Below are 20,859 nucleotides of genomic sequence, written 5' to 3'. Positions count from 1 at the left end.
CTCATAATGCGACCGTTTGATCTTGGAGAGGCCGCCGCCCACCGGCGCCGGCGCTCCGGCTCAGATCCCCGAACGGCCGCCCACCAGGCGGCCAAGGAAGGAGCCCCCCATGTCCGCACTCGCTCTCGAGCCCCGCGACGCCGGCGTTCTGGACCCCGAGGACCTGGACGTCGAGTTCGAGATGGAGCTGATGGAACTGCTCCACGGGCCGCAGGCCTGCGTGAACACCTGCAAGCGCACGGTGTGCACCAGCTACCCGTGCTGCCCCTCCATCGTGTAACTCGGCGCTGGGTGCGCGGAAAGGCCATTGGCTCGAGTCGATGGCCTTTCCCCGCCATTGTCCGGTGGCGTGAATCCGCCATACAGTCGTCGCGACCGAGGGGCAGCACAATGGAACCATCCGTTGTTGAGCGACTTTCCACAATTGTCGACAAAAGCGGTAGGGAACTCCGGTCCGACGATACGTGGATCAGCGTTCACGACCCGGCCTTCGACACCCCGCGGCAGGGCTGGAAACTGCACGTGTCCGCCCGCCCCGGCACTCTCGGCGAGACGCTCGACCGGGTGCTGCCGCTGCTGTTCTCGGCCACCTGCGACTTCAAAGTGGCACGTTCCTGCGAGATGTTGCGCGAGCTCAACTCCGGCGACCTGGACGCGGGCGCGGTCGGCAAGGCCATCACCGTCTACCCGCCACAGGACGCCGTCACCGAACTCGGCCACGCGCTCGCCGAGGCCCTGACCGGGCTGGCGGCGCCGCGCGTGGTCAGCGACCGGCGCGTCCGGCCCGACGCCCCGGTCTACTACCGCTACGCCCCGTTCGCCCCGCAGTACAAGGTCGACGACAACGGCGACTTCGAGCTGGTCGTGGTCGGTCCCGACGGCGAGACTGAGCCCGGCACCGCCGGCGTCGAGTTCACCTGCCCGCCCTGGGCCACCGACCCCTTCCGCCCGGCGGCCGTGGACGCCCCGGCGACCGCCGCGCCCGTACAGAGCCAGACGGCCGGGCGGCGCATCGGCGGGCGTTACCGCGTGACCACCGGTGTCATGCGGGGGCCGCGCGGCAACGTCTACCGGGCCGAGGACAAGAACGGCCGCGCGGTCGTGGTCAAGGAGGCCCGCGCCTACGTCGGCGAGCATCCCGAGGGCTACGACCTGCGCATGTACCTGCGCAACGAGCTGCGCATCCTGACCGCGCTCGCCGGGGTGGAGGGCGTGCCGCGCGCGCTCGACCACTTCCGGCACGGCGAGGACGAGTTCCTGGCGATGACCGACGCGGGCACGACCGACCTCAACCGGCACGTGGCCGAGAACGGCGCGCTCGGCGGGCGCGAGCTCGCGGACCTGGCGGCGCGGCTGCTCGCGGTGCTGGACGCGGTGCACGAACGCGGCGTCGTCGTCCGCGACCTGTCGCCCAAGAACGTGGTCCTCAGCGAGGGCGGGGACGGCCGCTGCACGATCATCGACTTCGGGACCAGCCGTTACGAGGACCTGCAGATGCCCGGCTGGAGCCGCGGCTACAGCGTCCCCGACCAGCGCACCGGCCGCGACTCGCTGCCGGCCGACGACCACTTCTCGCTCGGCGCGACGCTCTACTTCGCCGCCACCGGCCTGAATCCCGTCATCATCGACTCCGACGCCGACCGCGCCGTGGAGCGGTCGCTGCAGTGCCTGGCGCGGATGTCGCCGGGCGACGGCGTCGTCGCGCTCGTTCCGCGCCTGATGAGCCTGGACCCCGACGTACGGACGGCGGCCGCGGCCGAGATCCGCGCAGGCCGCCACGCGACCGCCGCTCCCCACGCCCCCGTCGCGACCCCGAAGCTGACCGGCGACCTGCTGTCCGCGGTCCTCGACCACACCCGCGACGAGTGCGCGCGATTCGCCGAGAAGCTCATGAACGAGCCGCCGGACCGGCGTTCCAGCCCGCCCGTGACCAACGTCTACGCGGGCTCGGCGGGCGTCGGCATGGAGCTGCTCCAGCACCCCGAGAGCCGGACGATCGGCGAGGACCTGGCGCGCTGGACGGCCGGCAACCTGCCCCCCGCCAAGCTCCCGCCCTCGCTCTACTTCGGCCTCACCGGCACGAACGTGTTCCTCACCGCCGCCAGACTCGAGATAGCCGAGCCGGCCCGTACCAAGGGCGACGAACGCGGCGACCAGGCGCACGGAATCGCGGGCATCGGCGCCGGCCACCTGATCCTCGGCGACGAGGCGACGGCCGCCGAGTGCGCCCGCCGCCTGCTGGCCGGTGACGTCGCCGAGCCCGACGAGGCGGTCACGATCGAGCAGCCCGGCTCCGGCGTCGCCGTCGACACCGCGTTCGCGCACGGCGAGGCGGGCATCGCCGACTTCCTGCTCTGCTTCCACGAGGCCACCGGCGACCAGGCGGCAGGGACCGCCGCGCGCGAGGCGTTCACCGTCCTGGCCAAGAGGACCGCCGCGCTGATCGACGAGCTGAACGGCCCGCAGGCCCGCCCGATGGGCGCCTCCTGGTGCCAGGGCATGTCCGGCATCGTGTCCGCGCTGCTGCACGCGGCCCGCGCCTACGACGACGCGCACCATCTCGACCTGGCCGAACGCGGCGCCCGAGCGTGCCTGGCGATCGCGCCGCGCGCCTGGGTCTCGTCGCAGTGCTGCGGCCTGGCCGGCATGGGCGAGGCGCTCATCGACGTCGCCCTGGTCACCGGCGACGACGCGTACTGGCGGGGCGCCGAGGAGATCGCCGAGCTGATGCTCGTCCGCAGCGGCGGCGAGACCGGCCGCCCGGTCTTCCCCGGCAACGACCTCGACACCCAGGCCTTCACCTGGGGGACCGGCACCGCGGGCATCCTGTCGTTCCTGCGGCGCCTGGACCGGCGATCGGGCCCGCGCCTCTGGACGGTCAGCTGACGGGCGAGCCGAAGGTCAGCTGATCAGGCCCGCGCGGTAGGCGAGGATCGCGGCCTGAACGCGGTTGGTGAGCGAGAGCTTGGTGAGGATCCGGCTGACGTGGGTCTTCACCGTCGCCTCGCTCATGTAGAGGCGTGCGGCGATCTCGACGTTCGACAGGCCGTCGCCGACCGCGACCAGGACCTCGCGTTCCTTGGCGGTGAGCACCTCCAGGCGCGCCCGCGACTCGGGCCGCAGCCCGGGGTCCGCCTCGTTCAGGTACGAAAGGATGCGGCGCGTCACCTTGGGGGAGAGCATCGCGTCGCCGCGCGCCGCGCTGCGCACCGCCGTCAGCATCTCCGCCGCCGAGGCGTCCTTCAGCAGGAAGCCCGCCGCGCCGTGCCGCAGGGCGGTCCGCACGTACTCGTCCAGGTCGAACGTGGTGAGCACGACCACGCTCGGCGGCCGGTCGAAGCGGGCGAGGCGCTCGGTGGCCGACAGGCCGTCGGCGTGCGGCATCCGGATGTCCATCAGCACGACGTCGGGCCGTTCGGCGCGCGCCAGCCGGACCGCCTCGTCGCCGTCGGACGCCTCGCCGACCACGACGACGTCCCCGGCGGACTCCATGATCGTGCGCAGCATGGCCCGCACCATCCACTCGTCGTCGACGATCAGCACGCGGATCACGGCCGCTCCGGTTCCGTGCGTTCCGGTTCCGTGCGCTCCGGCTTCAGCGGGATGTCGGCGGCGACCTCGAAGCCGCCGCCGGTCGGGCGCGCGGTCAGCTCGCCGCCGACCAGCCTGATCCGCTCCGAGACGCCGATCAACCCGTGCCCGCCGCCCGGCAGTTCCGGACCGGCCGGGCGACCGCCCTCGTTCGTCACGCGCAGGCGCAGCGCCCCGTCCGTTCGCCGCACCGAGACGTGCGCCGTCGAGCCGCCGTGCTTGTGCACGTTGGTCAGCGCCTCCTGAACGACCCGGTAGACGGCGTGCTCGACGAGCGCCGGAGCCGACACCTCCGGCACGTGGGGAAGGTCGAGCGTGACCGGCAGGCCGAGGCGGCGGGACTCGGCGGCCAGGGCCTCCAGATCGGCGAGGCCGGGCTGCGGCGCGAGCGGCACCGCACCGTCCTCGCGCAACACCTCCACCAGCGACCGCAGTTCGCCGAGCGCCGCGCGCCCGATCGAGCCGATCCGCCGGCCGATCGCGACCGCGTCCCGGCCCTGCGTCGCCTCCAGCGCGGTGGCATGCAGCACCATCAGCGAGACCCGGTGGGTGACGACGTCGTGCATGTCGCGGGCGATCTGCGCGCGTTCCTCACCGCGCGCCCTCAGCACCCGCTGCTCGTGCTCGCGTTCGGCCCGCGCGGCCCGCTCCCTGATCCCGGCGATCAGCTCGCGCCGCGTTCCCACGTACAGGCCGAGCAGCGCGGGCGCGACGCAGATCCCGGCGCTGAGCGGCAACGCGGCGTCGGGCCCGGCCCGCACCCAGATCGGGACGCCGACGACGGACGCGGTCACCACCGTGCTGACGAGCGTCTTCCACCACGACGTCGTGCGGTCGGCGAGCGTGTACTGCGCGATCATCAGCGCGCCGAACGCGGCCATCACCACCCACACCGCCAGCGCGACCGCGACGAACGACGCGGGCCACCGGCGGCGCCGCCACGCGACCGCGCCCGCCGCCAGCCCGAACGGGATCGCGAACCACAGCGGCGGGTTCCAGTCGACGTAGGTGATGTTCTGGTCGCCGATGGCGCGCCCGCCGCCGCCCTCGGCCGTCGCGGTGGCGACCGCCACCACGAGCGCCACCGCGGCGTCGACGATCGCCGCGGTCTCCCACCGCCGTCCCATGAACGACCACGCTAACCGCGGCCCGCGCGCCCGGCATCAGTGGAAAGTTGTAGCCGGGCCGCCTCCGTTCCGCCGATACGCCGCCGCCCAACGCCCGATGCGGCGGCCCGTCCGCCCCGGCGACGCTGGCCGCATGGACACCCACACCGACACTGACACCGGCACTGGCACTGGCACCGGCACTGGCACCAGAGCCGAGGCCCGGTCAGCCCCGGAACACAGACCCGGCCCGCCACAGCGGCCGGCCGCGCAGCTCGTCTTCGCCGCGTTCAGCATCATCGCCGCCCTCCTGCTGACCGGCGGCGACGCCACCCCCGGCATGCTCTTCGCCGCGGGCTGCTACGTGCTGGCCGCCGCGCTGATCGTCACCTGCGTCTCGCTGCCCGCACGCTTCGCAGCCCCGGCCCGCAGAACCCTGATCGTCTTCCACCTCGTCTTCATCCCGACGCAGTTCCTGTTCCTGTTCGTGGGAGACCTGACGCAGGTCGCCGGGATGGTGCTGGGCGCGGTCGCGGTCGGCCGGATGAGGCCGCGCTTTCCACGTTTGCGCCGCGGAACGCGGCGCGTGTGGCTCGTTCTGCACGTCGGCTTCAGCGTCGGCTGGCTCGGTCTCTCGCTGGCCATGTCCCTGCTCGCCATCGCGGGCGCGACCGCCGACGGGCATGCCGTACGGCACGGCGCCTACGAGCTGATGCACGTCTTCGACCTCGCCATCGTGATCCCCAGCGTGCTGCTGTCCATCATCACCGGCCTGGTGGTTTCGCTCGGCACCAAGTGGGGGCTCATCAAGCACTGGTGGGTGCTCATCAAATTCGTGATTTCTCTCGTCATCCCGGCGATCGCGACGGTGGAGAGTTCGTGGATCGAGGAACTGCAGCGCCGAACCCGCGATCCCGCAGGTGAACCGGGTGGTCTAGGTGTCGCGCTGGTCGTTTGCATGCTGGTCTATCTCGCCCTGTTGTGGACCGCCGTGGCACTGTCGGTGGTGAAGCCCGGCGGAAAGACCCGCTTGCGGGATTGATCAGCTGTGCGTAAGGCTCTTGTGACATGGCAGACGAGAGCCTTACCCCGCTATGAGCTTCTCCGAGTACCTGTCCGACCGCTGGCCGACCATCCTGCGGATGATGGCCGAGCACGCCGAGGTCGTGCTCATCGCCGTCGGCATCGCCGCGGTGGTGGGGATCGGGCTCGGCGTCGCCGTCGAGAGCCGCCCCGCGCTCGCGCGCCTCGCCCTGGCGCTGTCGGGGGCGATGCTCACCGTTCCCTCGCTGGCGCTGTTCGGCCTGCTCATCCCGCTGTTCGGGCTGGGCGTGACGCCCACCATCACCGCGCTCGTGCTGTACGCGATCTTCCCGATCCTGCGCAACACCATCACCGGCCTGGAAGGCGTTCCCGCCGCGGTGGAGGACGCGGCGCGCGGCATGGGCCTCGGCCGGCTGAACACGCTGGTGCGGGTGCGGATGCCGCTCGCCTGGCCGGTCGTGCTCACCGGCGTCAGGGTCGCCACGATCATGACGGTCGCGATCGCGGCCATCGCCGCCGCGGTCGCCGGGCCGGGTCTCGGCGAGCTCATCTTCCAGGGGCTCGCCAGGATCGGCGGCGCGAACGCTTTGAACGACACGCTGGCGGGCACACTCGGCGTCGCGATCCTGGCGCTCGTTCTGGACCTGCTGTTCGTCGTGCTGTCCCGCCTCACCACCTCCAGGGGGATCCGATGACAGGGGCTTTCCAGTGGCAGAGATGATCCGCCTGGACGGCGTCACCAAGCGCTATCCCGGGCAAACAGACCCCGCCGTCGACAATCTGTCGCTGAGCGTGGAGGACGGCGAGATCGTCGTGCTGCTCGGCCCGTCGGGCTGCGGCAAGACCACCACGCTGCGGCTCATCAACCGGCTGATCGAGCCGACCGAGGGCCGCATCTTCCTGAACGGGGAGGACGTCACCCAGGCCGACCCCGACGAGCTGCGCCGCCGGATCGGCTATGTCATCCAGCAGATCGGCCTGTTCCCGCACATGACGATCGAGGCGAACGTCGGGCTGATCCCGCGCGCGCTCGGCTGGGACAAGAAGCGCATCCAGACCCGCGTCGAGGAGCTGCTGGACCTGGTCGGGCTGGAGCCCGCCGCGTACCGGCGCCGCTACCCGAAGGAGCTGTCGGGCGGCCAGCAGCAGCGCGTCGGCGTCGCGCGGGCGCTCGCCGCCGACCCGCCCGCGATGCTGATGGACGAGCCGTTCGGCGCGCTCGACCCGATCACGCGCGAGCGGCTGCAGGACGCGTTCCTGGAGCTCCAGGAGCAGATCGGCAAGACGATCGTGCTGGTCACCCACGACCTCACCGAGGCGCTGAAGCTCGGCGACCGGATCGCGATGCTCGGGCAGCACGCCAAGCTCGTGCAGTACGACGCCCCGGCGACGATCCTGGCCGAGCCCGCCGACGACTTCGTCGCCTCGTTCGTGGGCGCGGGCGCCGCGATGCGCCGGCTGCGGCTGGTCGAGGCCGGGTCGATCGGGCTGGAGGCGGTCGAGGAGGTCCCGGCCGGTTCGCCCGCCGTCCGGACCGCGCAGAGCCTGTACGAGGCGCTCGACGCGATGCTGCGAGCCGGGACGGCCGGTGTGGTCGTCACCGACGACTCCGGCGACCCCGTCGGCTCGCTGTCCTGGTCGACGATCGTGCGCGAGACGCCGCATCCGGAGCCCGAGAACAGGCCGGAGAACGACAGCGAGGCGGACATGGCGGGCGGCCGCTGATGAGCATCACCGTGATGCTCGACGAGCCCGAACGGCGCGCCGCGTCCGGCCGCGAAGGCAACGGGCGGACGGTGCTCGGGCTGATCGTCACGCCCGCGGTCCTGGTGCTGATCACCGCGGCGCTGTACGTCTACATCCAGGGGCAGGACCTGGACGAGATCGAGCGCCGGTCGATCAACAGTGACATCATCACGCAGCGGTTCTGGGAGCACATCCAGCTGACGCTGGTCTCGACCGCGCTGGTGCTGGTGATCGCGATCCCGGTCGGCGTGCTGCTCACCCGGCCGCGGGTGCGCTGGCTCGGCACCCCGTTCCTCGCGCTGGCGAACGTGGGGCAGGCCGTCCCGTCGGTGGGCGTGCTGGTGCTGCTGGCGGTCACGGTCGGCATCGGTTTCGGCAAGGCGATCTTCGCCCTGGTCCTGGTGTCGGCGCTGCCCGTGCTGCGCAACACCATGGTCGGGCTGCAGGGCGTCGACCGGTCGCTGATCGACGCGGGCCGCGGCATCGGGCTCAGCAAGACCTCGGTGCTGTTCCGGGTCGAGCTGCCGCTCGCCGTCCCGGTGATCCTGGCCAGCGTCCGGGTCGCGGTGATCCTGAACGTCGGCACCGCCACGCTCGCCGCGTTCACCAACGCCGGCGGCCTCGGCGACCTCATCAACACCGGCCTCGCGCTGAACCGGACGCCCGTCCTGATCACCGGAAGCGTGCTCACCGCCGTGCTCGCCCTGGCCTTCGACTGGCTCGTCGGCCTGGCCGAGCGCTTTCTGCGTCCCCGTGGCGTCTGAACCCCCCAAGGAGACTCACATGCGTCTGCTCCCCATCGCCGCCTCCGGCCTCGCCGTCATGGCGCTGACCGCGGGCTGCTTCAGCTCCAGCGGAACCAAGGCCAAGGAGGGCAGCCTCGCCAAGGGCAACTCGCTGAAGGGCGCCACGTTCACCGTCGGGTCCAAGGAGTTCACCGAGCAGCTCGTGCTGTGCCAGATCACCGCGCAGGCGCTGCGGTCGGCGGACGCGACGGTGAAGGAGAAGTGCGGGCTGAACGGCAGTGACACCACCCGGGCCGCGCTCACGTCGGGCAGCATCGACATGTACTGGGAGTACACCGGGACGGCCTGGATCAACTATCTGAAGAACACGCAGCCGATCAAGGACCCGGCGCAGCAGTACCAGCAGGCCGCGCAGCAGGACCTGGCCAAGAACCACATCAAGTGGCTCGCCGCCGCGCCCGCCAACAACACCTACGCGATCGGCGTGAAGACCGCGACCGCGCAGCAGCTCAAGGTCGCGTCGCTGTCGGACTACGCCAAGCTCGCCAACTCCGACCCCAAGAAGGCGTCGATGTGCATCGCCAGCGAGTTCGCCGGGCGCAGCGACGGCTGGCCGGGCGTGCAGAAGGCGTACGGCTTCAAGCTGCCCAAGGGCAACACCGCGACGCTGGCCGAGGGCGCCATCTACAGCGCCGTCGACAAGGGCAACCCCTGCGCGTTCGGCGAGGTCACCACGACCGACGGCCGGATCAAGGGCCTCAGCCTGACGCCGCTCACCGATGACAAGAAGTTCTTCCCGATCTACAACCCGGCGCTGACGCTGCAGGAGAAGACCCTCAAGGACCACCCGGAGATCGAGAAGATCATCAATCCGGTGGCGGCCGCGCTGGACGACGCGACCCTGCAGGACCTGAACGCCCAGGTCGACATCAAGGGCAAGGAGCCCAGCGAGGTCGCCCAGACCTGGCTCCAGTCCAAGGGCTTCATCGGCAAGTAAGGCCGATGACCGGCCGGTGCGGGGCTAGCTGGCGTCCCAGGCCACCGGCACCGATCCGTCGTCCTCGCGGACGACGCTGACGCCGTCGGTGGTCTTGGTGTCGCGGAAGTCGAACCAGGTCTTCCCCTTGGCCGAGTCGACCTCGATCTCGCGGGCGTACCAGCCCTTGTGGTCGTGCAGCGCGACGCGCAGCTTCACCGGCGGCTTCTGCGCGATGCCGTTGTCGGCGATGAACCCGATCGCGCCGACGTCCCCGGGGTGCAGCGAGATGGGGGTGACCGCGCCGGGGCCGTTGTTGAGCTGTCCGTAGTAGCGCACGGGTTCTTCCTCCGGAGGTGGTTCTGTCGGGGGCTTCGGGCTGACGCCGATGCGCCACTGCCCGTAGTCGTCGTGGACGCCGCGGTCGTAGTCGCAGTCGACGCCGTCGATGGTGTGCTCGTTGGAGTACTGCTGCAGCTGGGCGCGCTTGTCCCAGTGCCCGCTCGACCAGGCGTAGGTCTGCCACCCGTAGGTCGCGTGCTTGCCGTCCAGTGAGCGCTTCACCGGCCAGTAGCCGGCGTAGACGCCGACCCGGGCGCGGCCGATCACCGACGCCGCGCCGTCCAGGTAGGCGTTGATCGCGGCCTGGTCGGCGGCGGTCGCGTCCCAGTCCACCGCGAAGTAGATCGGCCGGTCGTTCGGCATCCCGAGGCCCCGCGCCATCTTCGCGGCGTCCTCGGCGTCGGCCTTGCCGCCCGAACGGCCCGACAGCGCCCGCTTGGCCGTCGTCTCCCAGATGACCACGAGCCAGATGCCGGCCTTGGACAGCGTCTCGGCCTCGCTCCGGGTGAGGTTCTTGCCGGTGGTGTCGTGCGACAGGTACCGGCAGACGAACTTCACGCCCGCCTTCTTCAGGGCGGTGACGCTCGGACGGCCCCAGGCGTAGTCCACTCCGAACACGCTCATGTACGTACATCCCTTCGGCGCCGCGAGCATAGCGGGACTCACGTCGCTCAGTAGGTCGTATGCCCACCTATGCGGAAACATCCCGTGACTGAGCGCGATCGACCGTTCTAGTTCAGGAGACCGTCACCTTTCGCTAACCCTGTTGGAGGCTCTTGCGATAGAGAGCGGCCACATGCGGGCCCGACAGGCGCGGCCAGAAGCTCACCTGGCCCGACTGCTTGTCCAGGACGATGACGCTGCCGCCGATCATTTCCGGCGGGCGGGACCAGTCGGCGGGCGGCGGCTCGACCGGCCACAGCACGAAGCCGAGCTCGAACTCGTACAGGCCCGCCTCGACCGGCCCGTTCGCGGTCGGCGAGGCGTTGAACATGGCCCGGGTGCGCTCCAGCGCGAACTCGCGGGTGATCACGGCATCCCCCGTCCGGTGGTGTCGGTGATGATGGCCCAGACGCCGTACGGCTCGGGGTAGAGCGGCTCGGCGCCGCGGTCGCCGGTGTTGGGGTCGATCCAGGTGATCGTGCCCTCGTGGTTGCAGGCGTTCCAGGCGTGCGTGCCGGTGCCCTCGTGCGGAGGCCAGCCGTTGACGATGACCGCGGCATGGCCGTGACCCAGGTGCAGCAGCCGGTCGGCGATGGCCCGCAGCGCCGAGCCGTCGGGTCCGATGTAGCGGAAGTTCGCGCCCAGCTCCCGCTCGGCGCGTTCGCGCGCCCTGGTATCGCCGCGCAGGATGCTGAGCGCGTCCTGCGGGTCGTACCTCAGCGTGGCGGCGACCTTCGGATTGCCGTTCCACGTCGTTATGAAGGAGAGCGCGCACTCGAGCGCGTTGCTCGTGCGGCTGCTTTCGTACTGCGTCATGGAGCTCCTAACGATCTTGGTGATCGTAGGGCTTTGTCATTCCTTATGGGGAATTGAGAGCGATCGCCCGACTGGTCAGTGTTGAGGCATGAACACCGAGGTGAAGGCCGGGGTCATCCTCCCGACCGGCAGCAACCAGTGGACCGACGCCCGCGAGCTCATCGAGCTGGGGCGGCGGGCCGAGGAGCTCGGATACCGGTCGTTGTTCGTGAACGACTCGCTGCTGAACCCGCGCATCGAGCCGCTCACCCTGCTCGCCGCGCTGGCGCCGGTGACCGAACGGGTGACGTTGGGAACGGCGGCGCTCATGCCGTTCCTGCGTCGGCCCATCCAGGCGGCGCAGCAGCTCGCGTCGATCGACCAGCTCAGCCGCGGGCGCCTGGCGGTCACGGTCGGGGCGGGCTTCCCGGGCCAGTTCGGGCGGCCGCTGTACGACATGTCGGAGCTGCCCTGGGAGCGGCGCTTCAAGCGGCTGGATGAGACCGTGGAGCTGTGGCGGCGGCTGTGGACCGCCGAGGGGCCGATCTCCTTTCATGGAGAGATCATCGATGTCGAGGACGTGCCGGTGCAGACCGCGCCGTTCCGTTCGGGCGGGCCGCCGATCTGGCTTGGCGGCGCGACCCCGGCGGCGCTGGCCCGAACGGGACGGATGTACGACGGCTGGCTGCCTTACCCGCCGGATGCCGATGACTATCGGACCGGGCTGGCGGGCGTGCGTTCGGCGGCGGCCCAGGCGGGACGCGACCCGGACGCGATCACACCGGCGCTGTTCGTCTCGGTCGCGATCACCGGCGACGTGGCGAGCGGTGAGGCGATGCTGGCGGACTACGCGCAGGCCAACTACGGCGTTCCGCTGGAGCAACTGCGGACGATCCAGTGCCTGGTCGCCGGTCCGTCCGAGCACGTTCGCGCCTACCTGGAGAGCTACGTGGAGGCCGGCGCGCGGCAGCTGGCCGTGCGGATCGCCGCACCGGACATCAAGGGGCAGAACGAGCAGCTCGAGCTCATCGCCGACATGCTGTCCACGTAGACTGGCGCGGCGACGGTGAGCGAGGAATCCGGTGTGACTCCGGAGCTGTCCCGCAACTGTGACCGGGAATTTCGCCCTTGGGCGATCCGGAAGCCAGAGACTCCAGCCGTCGCGGATCTCGTCACCGAGCCGGGGCGCGGAAACCCCGGGGGAGGCCTGGCTCATGCGCGCTTTGCTGCTGTCCACCGCCGATACCGAACTGCTCGCCGCGCGTGCGGCGGACGCCGGTTACCGGACCGCCAACCCCGTCCGGGTCGACCCCGGCGAGCTCGATGGCCTGCTGGAGGGCGTCGACGTCGTGGTCGTACGGCTGCTGGGCGGGCGCAAGACCTGGCCAGACGGCGTGGAGCGGCTGCGGGGCAGCGGGCTGCCGCTGGTGCTGCTCGGCGGCGAGGCCGACCCCGACGCCGAGCTGATGGCGCTGTCGACCGTTCCGGCGGGCGTCACGGCGGAGGCGCTGGACTACCTGCGCGAGGGCGGCGTCGCCAACCTGCGGGAGCTCGCACGGTTCCTGTCTGACACCGTGCTGCTGACCGGTGAGGGCTTCGCGCCGCCGATCACGATGCCCTCGCATGGGGTGCACGGCTCGTACGAGCGGGCCGAGGGGAGGCCGACGGTCGGCGTCGTCTTCTATCGGGCGCACGAGCTGTCGGGCAACACCGCGTTCGTCGAGACGCTGTGCGAGGCGATCGAGAAGCAGGGCGCGAACCCGCTGCCGGTGTTCTGCGGATCGCTGCGCGGCGCCGACGAGGGACTGCTGGAGCTGTTGCGCGGCGCGGACGCATTGATCGCGACCGTGCTGGCGGCGGGCGGTGCGGTGGCGAGCAACGCGTCCGCGGGCGGCGACGAGGACTCCTGGGACGCGGGTGCGCTGGCCACCCTGGACGTGACGGTGATCCAGGGCCTGTGCCTCACTTCGTCGCGCGCGACGTGGGAGGCCTCGGACTCGGCGCTGACCCCGATGGACGCGGCCATGCAGGTCGCCATCCCCGAGTTCGACGGGCGCCTGATCTCCGTGCCGTTCTCGTTCAAGGAGGAGAACCGCGACGGCATCCCGGTCTACGTCGCCGACCCCGAGCGGGCCGCACGCGTGGCCGGTCTGGCTATACGGCACGCACGGCTCCGGCACGTGCCGAACGCCGAGAAGAAGGTCGCGCTCGTCCTGTCGTCGTACCCCACCAAGCACGCCCGGGTCGGCAACGCGGTCGGCCTCGACACCCCGACCTCGGCCGTACGGATGCTGCGGCAGATGGCCGACGCGGGCTACGAGCTCGGCGGCGACGACACGTTCTGGCGGGACATCGGGGTGGGCGGTGGGAGTGCAGAGAACGCCGACACCGGCGACGCGCTCATCCACGCGCTGATCGCGGCGGGCGGGCACGACGTCGAATGGCTGACCGAGGACCAGCTGCGGCAGGCCCCGGCGCGCGCGTCGCTCGCCGCGTACCGCCGCTGGTTCGAGGCGCTGCCCGAGGACCTGCGCGAGGGCGTGCGCCGGCACTGGGGCGAACCGCCCGGCGAGCTGTACGTCGACGGCGACGACATCGTGCTGGCGTCGCTGCGGTTCGGCAACATCGTGCTGATGATCCAGCCGCCGCGCGGCTTCGGTGAGAACCCGGTCGCGATCTACCACGACCCCGACCTGCCGCCCTCGCACCACTACCTGGCCGCCTACCGCTGGCTGGACCACGAGTTCGGTGCGGACGCGGTCGTTCACCTGGGCAAGCACGGCACGCTGGAGTGGCTGCCGGGCAAGGGCCTCGGTCTGTCGCGGTCCTGCGCGCCCGACGGGGTGCTGGGCGACCTGCCGCTGGTCTACCCGTTCATCGTGAACGACCCGGGCGAGGGCACGCAGGCCAAGCGGCGCGGGCACGCCACGGTCGTCGACCACCTCGTGCCGCCGATGGCGCGCGCCGATACCTACGGCGACCTGGCCAAGCTGGAGCAGCTCCTCGACGAGTACGCGACCGTCCACGACCTCGACCCGACCAAGCTCCCGGCCGTACGGGCGCAGATCTGGACGCTGCTGCAGGCCGCGCAGCTGCACCACGACCTCCACCAGGACGAGATGCCGGGCGAGGACGAGTTCGACGACTTCGTCATGCACATCGACGGCTACCTGTGCGAGATCAAGGACGTGCAGATCCGCGACGGCCTGCACATCCTCGGGCAGGCGCCGGAGGCCGAGGCGCGCGTCAACCTGGTCCTGGCCGTTCTGCGCGCCTCCCAGGTCTGGGGCGGTGTGGCCGGAGCCATGCCCGGCCTGCGCGCCGCGCTGGCCGCCGACCACGGCTTCGACGAGAAGGAGCTCCTCGCCGACCCCGGCGCCCCGGCCGGCGACGCCGCTTCCTTGGTCGAGCTGGCCGAAGGCCCGTCCCGTACCGCGTCCGACATCGTCGACCTCCTGGAGGCCGTCGCCCGCCGCCTGGTCGAGGGCATGGAACGCCTCGACTGGGACGTGGCCAAGGCTTCCGCGGTCTGCGCCGAGGTGCTGGGCCAGGAGGTGCCCGACGTCGTTCGGCTGCTGGAGTTCGGCGCCGCCGAGGTCGTGCCGCGCCTGAACGCGACCACCGACGAGATCGGCGCGGTCCTGCACGCCCTGGACGGCGGCTACATCCCCGCCGGGCCTTCCGGCTCGCCCACCCGCGGCCTGGTCAACGTCCTGCCGACCGGCCGCAACTTCTACTCCGTCGACCCGAAGGCGATCCCGTCCCGCAACTCCTGGGACGTCGGCGTCGCGCTCGCCGACTCCCTCATCGCGCGCCACCTTGAGGACACCGGCGAGTACCCCTCCAGTGTCGGCCTCACGGTCTGGGGAACGTCGGCCATGCGCACCCAGGGCGACGACATCGCCGAGATCCTCGCGCTGATCGGCTGCCGACCGGTCTGGGACGACGCCTCCCGACGCGTCACCGGCTTCGAGACCGTTCCCCTGGACGAGCTGGACCGCCCCCGCATCGACGTGACGCTGCGCATCTCCGGCTTCTTCCGCGACGCGTTCCCGCACGTCATCGCCCTCATCGACGACGCGATCCGTACCGTGGCCGAGCTGGACGAGCCCGCCGACCGCAACTTCCTGCGCCGCCACGCCCTCGAAGACCAGTCGGCGCACGGCGACTGGCGCCGCGCCACGACCCGCATCTTCGGCTCCAAACCCGGCGCGTACGGCGCGGGCCTCCTCCCGCTCATCGACGCCCGCAACTGGCGCGACGACCGCGACCTCGCCGAGGTCTACGCGGTCTGGGGCGGCTACGCCTACGGACGCGGCCTCGACGGCCGCGAGGCCCGCACCGACATGGAGGCCTCGTTCCGCCGCATCTCCGTCGCCGCCAAGAACCAGGACACCCGCGAGCACGACATCGTCGACTCCGACGACTACTTCCAGTACCACGGCGGCATGGTCGCCATGGTCCGCTCCCTCACCGGCCAGAACCCGGCCGCCTACGTCGGCGACTCGGCCCTCCCCGAACAGGTCAAGACCCGCACCCTCGCCGAGGAGACCCACCGCGTCTTCCGCGCCCGCGTCGTCAACCCCCGCTGGATCTCCGCGATGAAGCGCCACGGCTACAAGGGCGCCTTCGAACTCGCCGCCACCGTCGACTACCTCTTCGGCTACGACGCCACCGCGGGCGTCGTGGACGACTGGATGTACGAGACGCTCGCCAAGGAGTACGTCTTCGACGAGGACACCCGCGCGTTCATGGAGCAGTCCAATCCCTGGGCTCTGCGCGGCGTCACCGAGCGGTTGCTGGAGGCCGCCGACCGCGAACTCTGGGCCGAACCCGACCCCGAAGTCCTCGACCGCCTCCGCGAGACCTACCTCCAGCTCGAAGGCGACCTCGAAGGCGGCGAAGAGAAAGAGGCAGGTCGCTCAGCGGACGGTTCCCACACTGAAGTCGGTGAACTCGGCGGAGACCTGTTGCGCTGAGCCGGCGTCGTAGAGGACGAGGGCGGCCGGGCCGCTGGGGAGGGGGCCGGCGGCGTCGGAGCGGGTGAAGGCCTTGCGGTCGTTCACCCAGACGGTGATGCGCGGGGTGGCGGTGCGCATGTCGAGCTCGGCCTGGAGGCGGTTGTCGTCGTTGGGCTTGGCGTCGGGCGCCTTCACGCTGGCCATCTCGGTGAACGAGTTGCCGACCACCTTCACCAGGCGGACCTGGCCGTCCTGGCGCAGCACCACGGCGTAGCCGTTGTCTCGGGAGTCCTTGTTCAGGAAGAGGCCCGCTTCCCAAGGGGCGTCGGCCGGGCCGTTGGCCAGTTTCACTTTGACGCCGACGAGGACGTGGTCGGCGCCCAGGGTCTGGCGGTTGGTCGCGGTGCAGGTCTCGGTGCCGTCCTTGGCCAGGATCGTCATCCGGTAGGCGCCGTCCTGGTAGCCGCCGCAGTCGGAGGAGCCGTTCGGCCAGCCGGAGGACGGCTTGCCGAAGTCGTCCTTGACCAGCGCCTGCGCGGTCTTCGGGGGTTTGTCCGAGGGCGTCGCGTTGCTGCGGCTGCCGTTGTCCATCTGCGAGATGCCGTAACCGGCGCCTGCCAGGGCGATTCCCAGCGCGGTTATCGCTGCTCCGCGCCTCAGCCAAGGGGAACGCCTCGGCAGGGACTCGTGCGTGGCCGTCGGAAGCGCGGTCACCGGGGGCGACGGGGGCGCGGTCCCTGGGGGCGGCGGGAGGAACGGGGGCGAGGGCTCCAGGATCGAGGGAGCCGGGCGAGGCGGGGGAACGGGGTGGTGCTGGCCCGTCAGCTCCCGGAGGAGTTCGGCGGTGTCGGGGCGCTGGGCGGGATCCTTGGCCAGGGCCCGTTCGACGATGGCGCGCAGGCTCGGGTCCAGGTCGTCGATGTCGGGCGGGTCGTTGACGACGCGGTTGATGATCTCCGGGACGTTGCGGCCGTTGAACGGGGAGTGCCCGGTGCCCGCGAACGTGACGACGCAGCCCCAGGAGAAGACGTCGGCGGCCGGGGTGAGCGCGCCGCCGCGCATCAGTTCGGGGGCGATGTAGGACGGCGTGCCGACGAACTGGCCCGTTCGGGTCGGGCCGCCCGCCCCGTGCTCGGCGTCGAGGGCGCGGGCGATACCGAAGTCGATGACGCGTGGGCCGGTGGGGGAGAGCATGACGTTCGACGGCTTGAGGTCGCGGTGCACGACTCCCGCGCCGTGGATCGCGCCCAGGGCGGTGGCGATGTTGACCGCCAGGCCCTCCAGCGCGCCGCCGGTCAGCGGCCCGTCGTCGCGTACGGCCTGCTCAAGGGTCGGGCCGTCCACGAACTCGGTCACCACGTACAGCGGCTCGCCGTCGAGGCGCGCGTCCAGGACCGCGGCCGTGCTGAAGCGCCGCACCTTGCGTGCGGCCGTCACCTCACGCCGGAACCGCTGGTGGAACGCCTCGTCATCGGCCAGTTCGGCGTTGATGACCTTGATCGCCACCCGGCGCCCGGCGTCGTCGCGACCGAGATAGACCGTGCCCATCCCGCCCCGCCCGAGCCTGCCGAGCACCTGATAGCGGCCGAGGACCTCGGGGTCGCCGGGCCGTGGAGTAGTCGACATCTCCCCTCCCACACCTTTGAGATGCGGAGGACGAGATCCACGTTCGCACGGTCAGCCGACCTTGGCCAGTTCCTGCTCACCGGTGACGGGCCGGGTGCGGCCGAAGCGCTTGCGGAGGGGATAGAGGGCGGCGACCACGACCAGGCTGATGATGGACGCGAGCAGCTGGGAGCGCTGCTCGGCCATGAACGCCATGGAGATCAGCACGGCCAGGAGCGCGGCGATGACCAGGAGCGTGATGACCGGGAAGCCCCACATCTTGTAGGTGAGGCTGGCCGGGTCCTCGCGCTGGAGACGGACGCGGAGGCGCAGCTGCGAGATCAGGATGGCCAGGTAGACGAACGCCAGGATGACCCCGATGGAGTTCATCAAGAACTTGAACACCTGGTCGGGGGAGACGTAGGAGGCGATGACCGCCGCCCAGGCGGCGACCGTGCCGAGCAGGATCGCGCGGACCGGGACGCCCCGGGCGTTCAGCTTGACCAGGCCCGCGGGCGCGTCGCCGTCGCGGGTCAGCACGTACAGCATGCGGGACGAGACGTAGATCGCCGAGTTGAGCACCGACAGGACGGCGGTGAGGATCACGGCCTGCATGACGGTGCCGGCGGCCGGGATGCCGATCTCGTTCAGTGCGCTGACGAACGGGCTGGTGAGGACCTTGGCGTCGTTCCACGGCAGGATCGCGACGACGAGGAAGATCGAGCCGACGTAGAACAGCGCGACGCGCCACAGGACGTTGCCGGTGGCCTTGGCGACCGCGCGCCCCGGCTCCTTGCTCTCGGCGGCCGCGATGGTGACGATCTCGGTGCCGCCGAACGCGAACATCACGGCGACGATCGCGGTGAAGACCGAGGTCAGGCCGTTCGGCAGCATGCCGCCATGGTCGGTGAGGTTGCCCAGGCCCGCGCGGGAGTCCGGCCAGAGCCCGAGGACGTAGAGGATGCCGAGGACCAGGAAGACCAGGATCGCCGCGACCTTGATCGAGGCGAACCAGAACTCGAACTCGCCGAAGGACCGCACCGAGATCAGGTTGACGGCCGTCATGACGATCAGGAGGGCCGCCGCCAGGGTCCACTGGGGGAGGTCGATCCAGGTGGCGAGGATGGCGGCGCCCGCGACCGCCTCGGCGCCGACGAGGATCACGTACAGGTACCAGTAGAGCCAGCCGATCGTGAACCCCGCGAACGGCCCGAGCGCCATCCGGGCGTACTCGGCCAGCGATCCCGCCACCGGCCGCGCCACCACCATCTCGCCGAGCGCCCGCAGCACGCACAGGACGATGAGCCCGGCGACCGCGTACGACAGGATCGCGGCGGGCCCGGCCGTCCTGATCACCGCGCCGGACCCGACGAACAGGCCGGCGCCGACCGCGCCGCCGATCGCCAGCATCGTCATGTGGCGGCGGCGCAGCCCGGTCTTGAGCCCTCCGGAGGTGGAGTTCATTTCGGACATCCCATAATCGTAAGTGAGGATGTCCGTAGCTTGATCAGCGCCCGTCGGCGCCCGTCGGCGCCGGTCAGCGCCGGTCAGCGCCTGGCCGGGGGAGCGGAGACCGAGAAGTCGTCGAACTTGGCCAGGGCGTTCGGGCCCTGGCCCGGGCGGTTCACCATGATCTGCATCTGGCCGTCCTTGAGGGGCCGCTCGTCGTCGGTGAGCGCGAAGGCCATCGTGCCGTTCGCCCAGACCTTGAGCGTGACGCCGCTGCCGGTCGCGTCCATGAGGACCTGGAGCCGGGTGAAGCCGTCCGCGCGGAAGCCCTTGATCTTCGCGGACCGGAGCTCGGTGTCCTTGCCCTTCAGGGCCTTGCGCAGCCGTACGGTGCCGTCCGAGCGGACCGCGACCGAGTACCGGCCGTCGGGGTGGCCGACCGGAACGATCCCGGCGGCCCACGCGCGGCCGGTCGGGCCCGCGGCCAGCTTGATCCGCATGTCGTAGAGCATCCGCGCGGGCAGCTCGTTGATCGACCCGGGGACGTCGCACAGCTTGTAGCTCTGCGCGCCCCCGGCCTCCACGTTGTACGTGCCGTCGGCGACCTTGCCGCAGCCGGGCATGTCGTAGGTCCAGTCGGAGTCGTCCACCGAGAAGTTCTCCTGCGGGATGACCTGCGCGCCCGCCGCGGGAGGCCGCTCGGCCCCGGCCCCGGTCCCGTTGTCGCCCCGGGCGTCGCCCTTGGCGTCGTCGGACCGTACGAGCGTCCACCCGACGATCCCCGCCGCGACGAGCGGGATGGGGATCAGCCAGGGCAGGTACCGCCAGAGGTTCCGGCGCCCGCCCGAGTCGGGCTGCGGCTGCATGGCGGGCGGCACCACGAGCGTCGGCGACTGCGACGCGGCGTCCGACCTGGTCCGCGCGGACATCGCGGACATCGGGTCGGTCTCGGCGCCGGTGTGCTCGACCAGCTGCGCGAGCAGGTCCTTGGAGCTCGGGCGCTTGGCCGGGTCCTTGTCGAGGGCGGCGGCGACCAGATCGTGCATGTCCGCGTCCAGGCCGTCCAGCACGGGCGTCCCGTGCGAAACCTGGTAAAGGATCGCCGGAACGTTGGTGGCGTCGAACGGTGCGCGGCCCGTTCCGGCGTACGCGACGACGCAGCCCCACGCGAACACGTCCGCCGCGGCCGTCACCTCGCCGCCCTGCATGATCTCCGGCGCGATGTAGGCGGGCGTCCCGACGAACTGCCCGGTCCGCGTGATGCCGCTCGCCTCGCCCTTCTCGGTGTCCATCGCCCGCGCGATGCCGAAGTCGATCACACGCGGTCCGGTCGGGGAGAGCATCACGTTCGCCGGCTTCAGGTCGCGGTGCACGATCCCCGCCCCGTGGATCGTGCTGAGCGCGGTGGCGATGCCGACCGCCAGCCCCTCCAGCGCCCCGCCCCGCAGCGGCCCGTTCTCCTCCACGGCCTGCTCGAGCGTCGGGCCGTCCACGAACTCGGTCACCACGTACAGCGGCTCGCCGTCCAGCCGCGCGTCCAGCACCGCGGCGGTCGAGAAGCGCCGGACCCGGCGCGCCGCCGTCACCTCGCGCCGGAACCGTTCGCGGAACGCCGGGTCGCTGGTCAGCTCGGGGTTGATCACCTTGACCGCGACCGGGTGCCCGGCCTCGTCCTCGCCCCGGTAGACCGTGCCCATGCCGCCGCGGCCGAGGCGCCCGGTGATCCGGTACGCGCCGAGCCGCGTCGGGTCGGCCGTTCGCAGGGGTTCGGTCATCGGGGCTCCAGTGGTTCCGGTGGGGAAGATCGCGGGGGCGAGGATCTACCGTCCCATACG

Annotated in this window: 17 protein-coding genes and 1 riboswitch; of the genes, 9 read left to right on the top strand and 8 right to left on the bottom strand. The window is 71.3% G+C overall.

Going from position 1 to position 20,859, the window contains the following annotated elements:
• The first annotated feature begins 109 nt into the window (after positions 1–109).
• Entirely contained in the window at positions 110–280 is a 171-nt protein-coding gene (locus J4573_RS02005) for a hypothetical protein (RefSeq protein ID WP_208253442.1), read from the top strand.
• A 110-nt stretch (positions 281–390) separates the two neighbouring features.
• A complete protein-coding gene (lanL, locus tag J4573_RS02000) occupies positions 391–2,886 on the top strand; it encodes a class IV lanthionine synthetase LanL (RefSeq protein WP_208253441.1) in 2,496 nt (831 codons plus the stop codon).
• Between the two features lie 15 nt (positions 2,887–2,901).
• Here lanL and J4573_RS01995 read toward each other — a convergent pair whose 3' ends face one another.
• Together J4573_RS01995 and J4573_RS01990 are read right to left on the bottom strand one after the other, a co-directional pair.
• Positions 2,902–3,552 (bottom strand): response regulator, encoded by a 651-nt coding sequence (locus J4573_RS01995; RefSeq protein ID WP_208253440.1) that lies wholly within the window; start codon positions 3,550–3,552, stop codon positions 2,902–2,904.
• On the bottom strand, positions 3,549–4,718 hold the full coding sequence (locus tag J4573_RS01990; protein ID WP_208253439.1) for a sensor histidine kinase: 1,170 nt from the start codon (positions 4,716–4,718) through the stop codon (positions 3,549–3,551). Before J4573_RS01990 ends, J4573_RS01995 begins: the two co-directional genes overlap by 4 nt.
• Before the next feature lie 133 nt (positions 4,719–4,851).
• Between J4573_RS01990 and J4573_RS01985 the strand changes: the two genes are divergently transcribed.
• Genes J4573_RS01985 through J4573_RS01965 form a run of 5 tightly spaced genes read left to right on the top strand, consistent with a single transcriptional unit; the run spans position 4,852 to position 9,230 of the window.
• Positions 4,852–5,739, top strand: a complete 888-nt coding sequence (locus J4573_RS01985) for a hypothetical protein (RefSeq protein ID WP_208253438.1) — start codon at positions 4,852–4,854, stop codon at positions 5,737–5,739.
• A gap of 52 nt (positions 5,740–5,791) precedes the next feature.
• Complete coding sequence (locus J4573_RS01980; protein WP_208253437.1) at positions 5,792–6,436, top strand: ABC transporter permease; 645 nt, start codon at positions 5,792–5,794, stop codon at positions 6,434–6,436.
• A gap of 22 nt (positions 6,437–6,458) precedes the next feature.
• On the top strand, positions 6,459–7,466 hold the full coding sequence (locus tag J4573_RS01975) for an ABC transporter ATP-binding protein (RefSeq protein ID WP_208253814.1): 1,008 nt from the start codon (positions 6,459–6,461) through the stop codon (positions 7,464–7,466).
• Complete coding sequence (locus J4573_RS01970; protein ID WP_208253436.1) at positions 7,466–8,251, top strand: ABC transporter permease; 786 nt, start codon at positions 7,466–7,468, stop codon at positions 8,249–8,251. Before J4573_RS01975 ends, J4573_RS01970 begins: the two co-directional genes overlap by 1 nt.
• Positions 8,252–8,270: 19 nt before the next feature.
• A complete protein-coding gene (locus J4573_RS01965; RefSeq protein WP_208253435.1) occupies positions 8,271–9,230 on the top strand; it encodes a glycine betaine ABC transporter substrate-binding protein in 960 nt (319 codons plus the stop codon).
• 24 nt (positions 9,231–9,254) lie between these two features.
• On the opposite strand, the gene J4573_RS01960 is transcribed toward J4573_RS01965, so the two are convergent.
• The 3 genes from J4573_RS01960 to J4573_RS01950 form a co-directional block, all read right to left on the bottom strand.
• Entirely contained in the window at positions 9,255–10,175 is a 921-nt protein-coding gene (locus tag J4573_RS01960; protein ID WP_208253434.1) for a DUF1906 domain-containing protein, read from the bottom strand.
• A gap of 133 nt (positions 10,176–10,308) precedes the next feature.
• Positions 10,309–10,584 carry an SUKH-4 family immunity protein gene (locus J4573_RS01955; RefSeq protein ID WP_208253433.1) on the bottom strand — a complete coding sequence of 92 codons (276 nt, stop codon included), beginning with the start codon at positions 10,582–10,584 and terminating at the stop codon, positions 10,309–10,311.
• Positions 10,581–11,030 carry a toxin glutamine deamidase domain-containing protein gene (locus tag J4573_RS01950; protein WP_208253432.1) on the bottom strand — a complete coding sequence of 150 codons (450 nt, stop codon included), beginning with the start codon at positions 11,028–11,030 and terminating at the stop codon, positions 10,581–10,583. The genes J4573_RS01955 and J4573_RS01950 overlap by 4 nt, the downstream gene beginning before the upstream one ends.
• Positions 11,031–11,118: 88 nt before the next feature.
• Between J4573_RS01950 and J4573_RS01945 the strand changes: the two genes are divergently transcribed.
• Positions 11,119–12,060: an LLM class flavin-dependent oxidoreductase gene (locus tag J4573_RS01945; protein WP_208253431.1), complete on the top strand. Its 942-nt coding sequence runs from the start codon at positions 11,119–11,121 to the stop codon at positions 12,058–12,060.
• Positions 12,057–12,185, top strand: a riboswitch (cobalamin riboswitch). (Overlaps the previous gene by 4 nt.)
• Before the next feature lie 38 nt (positions 12,186–12,223).
• A complete protein-coding gene (gene cobN / locus J4573_RS01940) occupies positions 12,224–15,988 on the top strand; it encodes a cobaltochelatase subunit CobN (RefSeq protein WP_208253430.1) in 3,765 nt (1,254 codons plus the stop codon).
• On the opposite strand, the gene J4573_RS55100 is transcribed toward cobN, so the two are convergent.
• The 3 genes from J4573_RS55100 to J4573_RS55895 all read right to left on the bottom strand — a co-directional run bounded on the left by J4573_RS55100 (position 15,932) and on the right by J4573_RS55895 (position 20,799).
• Positions 15,932–17,596 carry a serine/threonine-protein kinase gene (locus J4573_RS55100; protein ID WP_279575321.1) on the bottom strand — a complete coding sequence of 555 codons (1,665 nt, stop codon included), beginning with the start codon at positions 17,594–17,596 and terminating at the stop codon, positions 15,932–15,934. The two genes, cobN and J4573_RS55100, sit on opposite strands and share 57 nt — an antisense overlap.
• 51 nt (positions 17,597–17,647) lie before the next feature.
• Positions 17,648–19,048 (bottom strand): amino acid permease, encoded by a 1,401-nt coding sequence (locus J4573_RS01930; protein WP_243772296.1) that lies wholly within the window; start codon positions 19,046–19,048, stop codon positions 17,648–17,650.
• Between the two features lie 74 nt (positions 19,049–19,122).
• Positions 19,123–20,799, bottom strand: coding sequence for a serine/threonine-protein kinase (locus tag J4573_RS55895; RefSeq protein WP_208253429.1), 1,677 nt, complete (start codon positions 20,797–20,799; stop codon positions 19,123–19,125).
• Between the last annotated feature and the right edge of the window lie 60 nt (positions 20,800–20,859).

It is taken from the genome of Actinomadura barringtoniae (genome assembly GCF_017573505.1).
Classification (GTDB): Bacteria; Actinomycetota; Actinomycetes; order Streptosporangiales; family Streptosporangiaceae; genus Spirillospora; species Spirillospora barringtoniae.
The sequence above is the reverse complement of the archived record's forward strand: the minus strand, read 5'-3'. Positions and strand labels throughout refer to the sequence as shown.

What these genes read in the sequence shown, in the direction of transcription:
- J4573_RS02005 (WP_208253442.1), top strand. Translation starts at nt 110, where the DNA reads ATGTCCGCACTCGCTCTCGAGCCCCGCGACGCCGGCGTTCTGGACCCC.
- lanL (WP_208253441.1), top strand. Translation starts at nt 391, where the DNA reads ATGGAACCATCCGTTGTTGAGCGACTTTCCACAATTGTCGACAAAAGC.
- J4573_RS01990 (WP_208253439.1), bottom strand. Translation starts at nt 4,718, where the DNA reads ATGGGACGGCGGTGGGAGACCGCGGCGATCGTCGACGCCGCGGTGGCG.
- J4573_RS01985 (WP_208253438.1), top strand. Translation starts at nt 4,852, where the DNA reads ATGGACACCCACACCGACACTGACACCGGCACTGGCACTGGCACCGGC.
- J4573_RS01980 (WP_208253437.1), top strand. Translation starts at nt 5,792, where the DNA reads ATGAGCTTCTCCGAGTACCTGTCCGACCGCTGGCCGACCATCCTGCGG.
- J4573_RS01975 (WP_208253814.1), top strand. Translation starts at nt 6,459, where the DNA reads ATGATCCGCCTGGACGGCGTCACCAAGCGCTATCCCGGGCAAACAGAC.
- J4573_RS01970 (WP_208253436.1), top strand. Translation starts at nt 7,466, where the DNA reads ATGAGCATCACCGTGATGCTCGACGAGCCCGAACGGCGCGCCGCGTCC.
- J4573_RS01965 (WP_208253435.1), top strand. Translation starts at nt 8,271, where the DNA reads ATGCGTCTGCTCCCCATCGCCGCCTCCGGCCTCGCCGTCATGGCGCTG.
- J4573_RS01960 (WP_208253434.1), bottom strand. Translation starts at nt 10,175, where the DNA reads ATGAGCGTGTTCGGAGTGGACTACGCCTGGGGCCGTCCGAGCGTCACC.
- J4573_RS01950 (WP_208253432.1), bottom strand. Translation starts at nt 11,030, where the DNA reads ATGACGCAGTACGAAAGCAGCCGCACGAGCAACGCGCTCGAGTGCGCG.
- J4573_RS01945 (WP_208253431.1), top strand. Translation starts at nt 11,119, where the DNA reads ATGAACACCGAGGTGAAGGCCGGGGTCATCCTCCCGACCGGCAGCAAC.
- cobN (WP_208253430.1), top strand. Translation starts at nt 12,224, where the DNA reads ATGCGCGCTTTGCTGCTGTCCACCGCCGATACCGAACTGCTCGCCGCG.
- J4573_RS55100 (WP_279575321.1), bottom strand. Translation starts at nt 17,596, where the DNA reads ATGTCGACTACTCCACGGCCCGGCGACCCCGAGGTCCTCGGCCGCTAT.
- J4573_RS01930 (WP_243772296.1), bottom strand. Translation starts at nt 19,048, where the DNA reads ATGTCCGAAATGAACTCCACCTCCGGAGGGCTCAAGACCGGGCTGCGC.
- J4573_RS55895 (WP_208253429.1), bottom strand. Translation starts at nt 20,799, where the DNA reads ATGACCGAACCCCTGCGAACGGCCGACCCGACGCGGCTCGGCGCGTAC.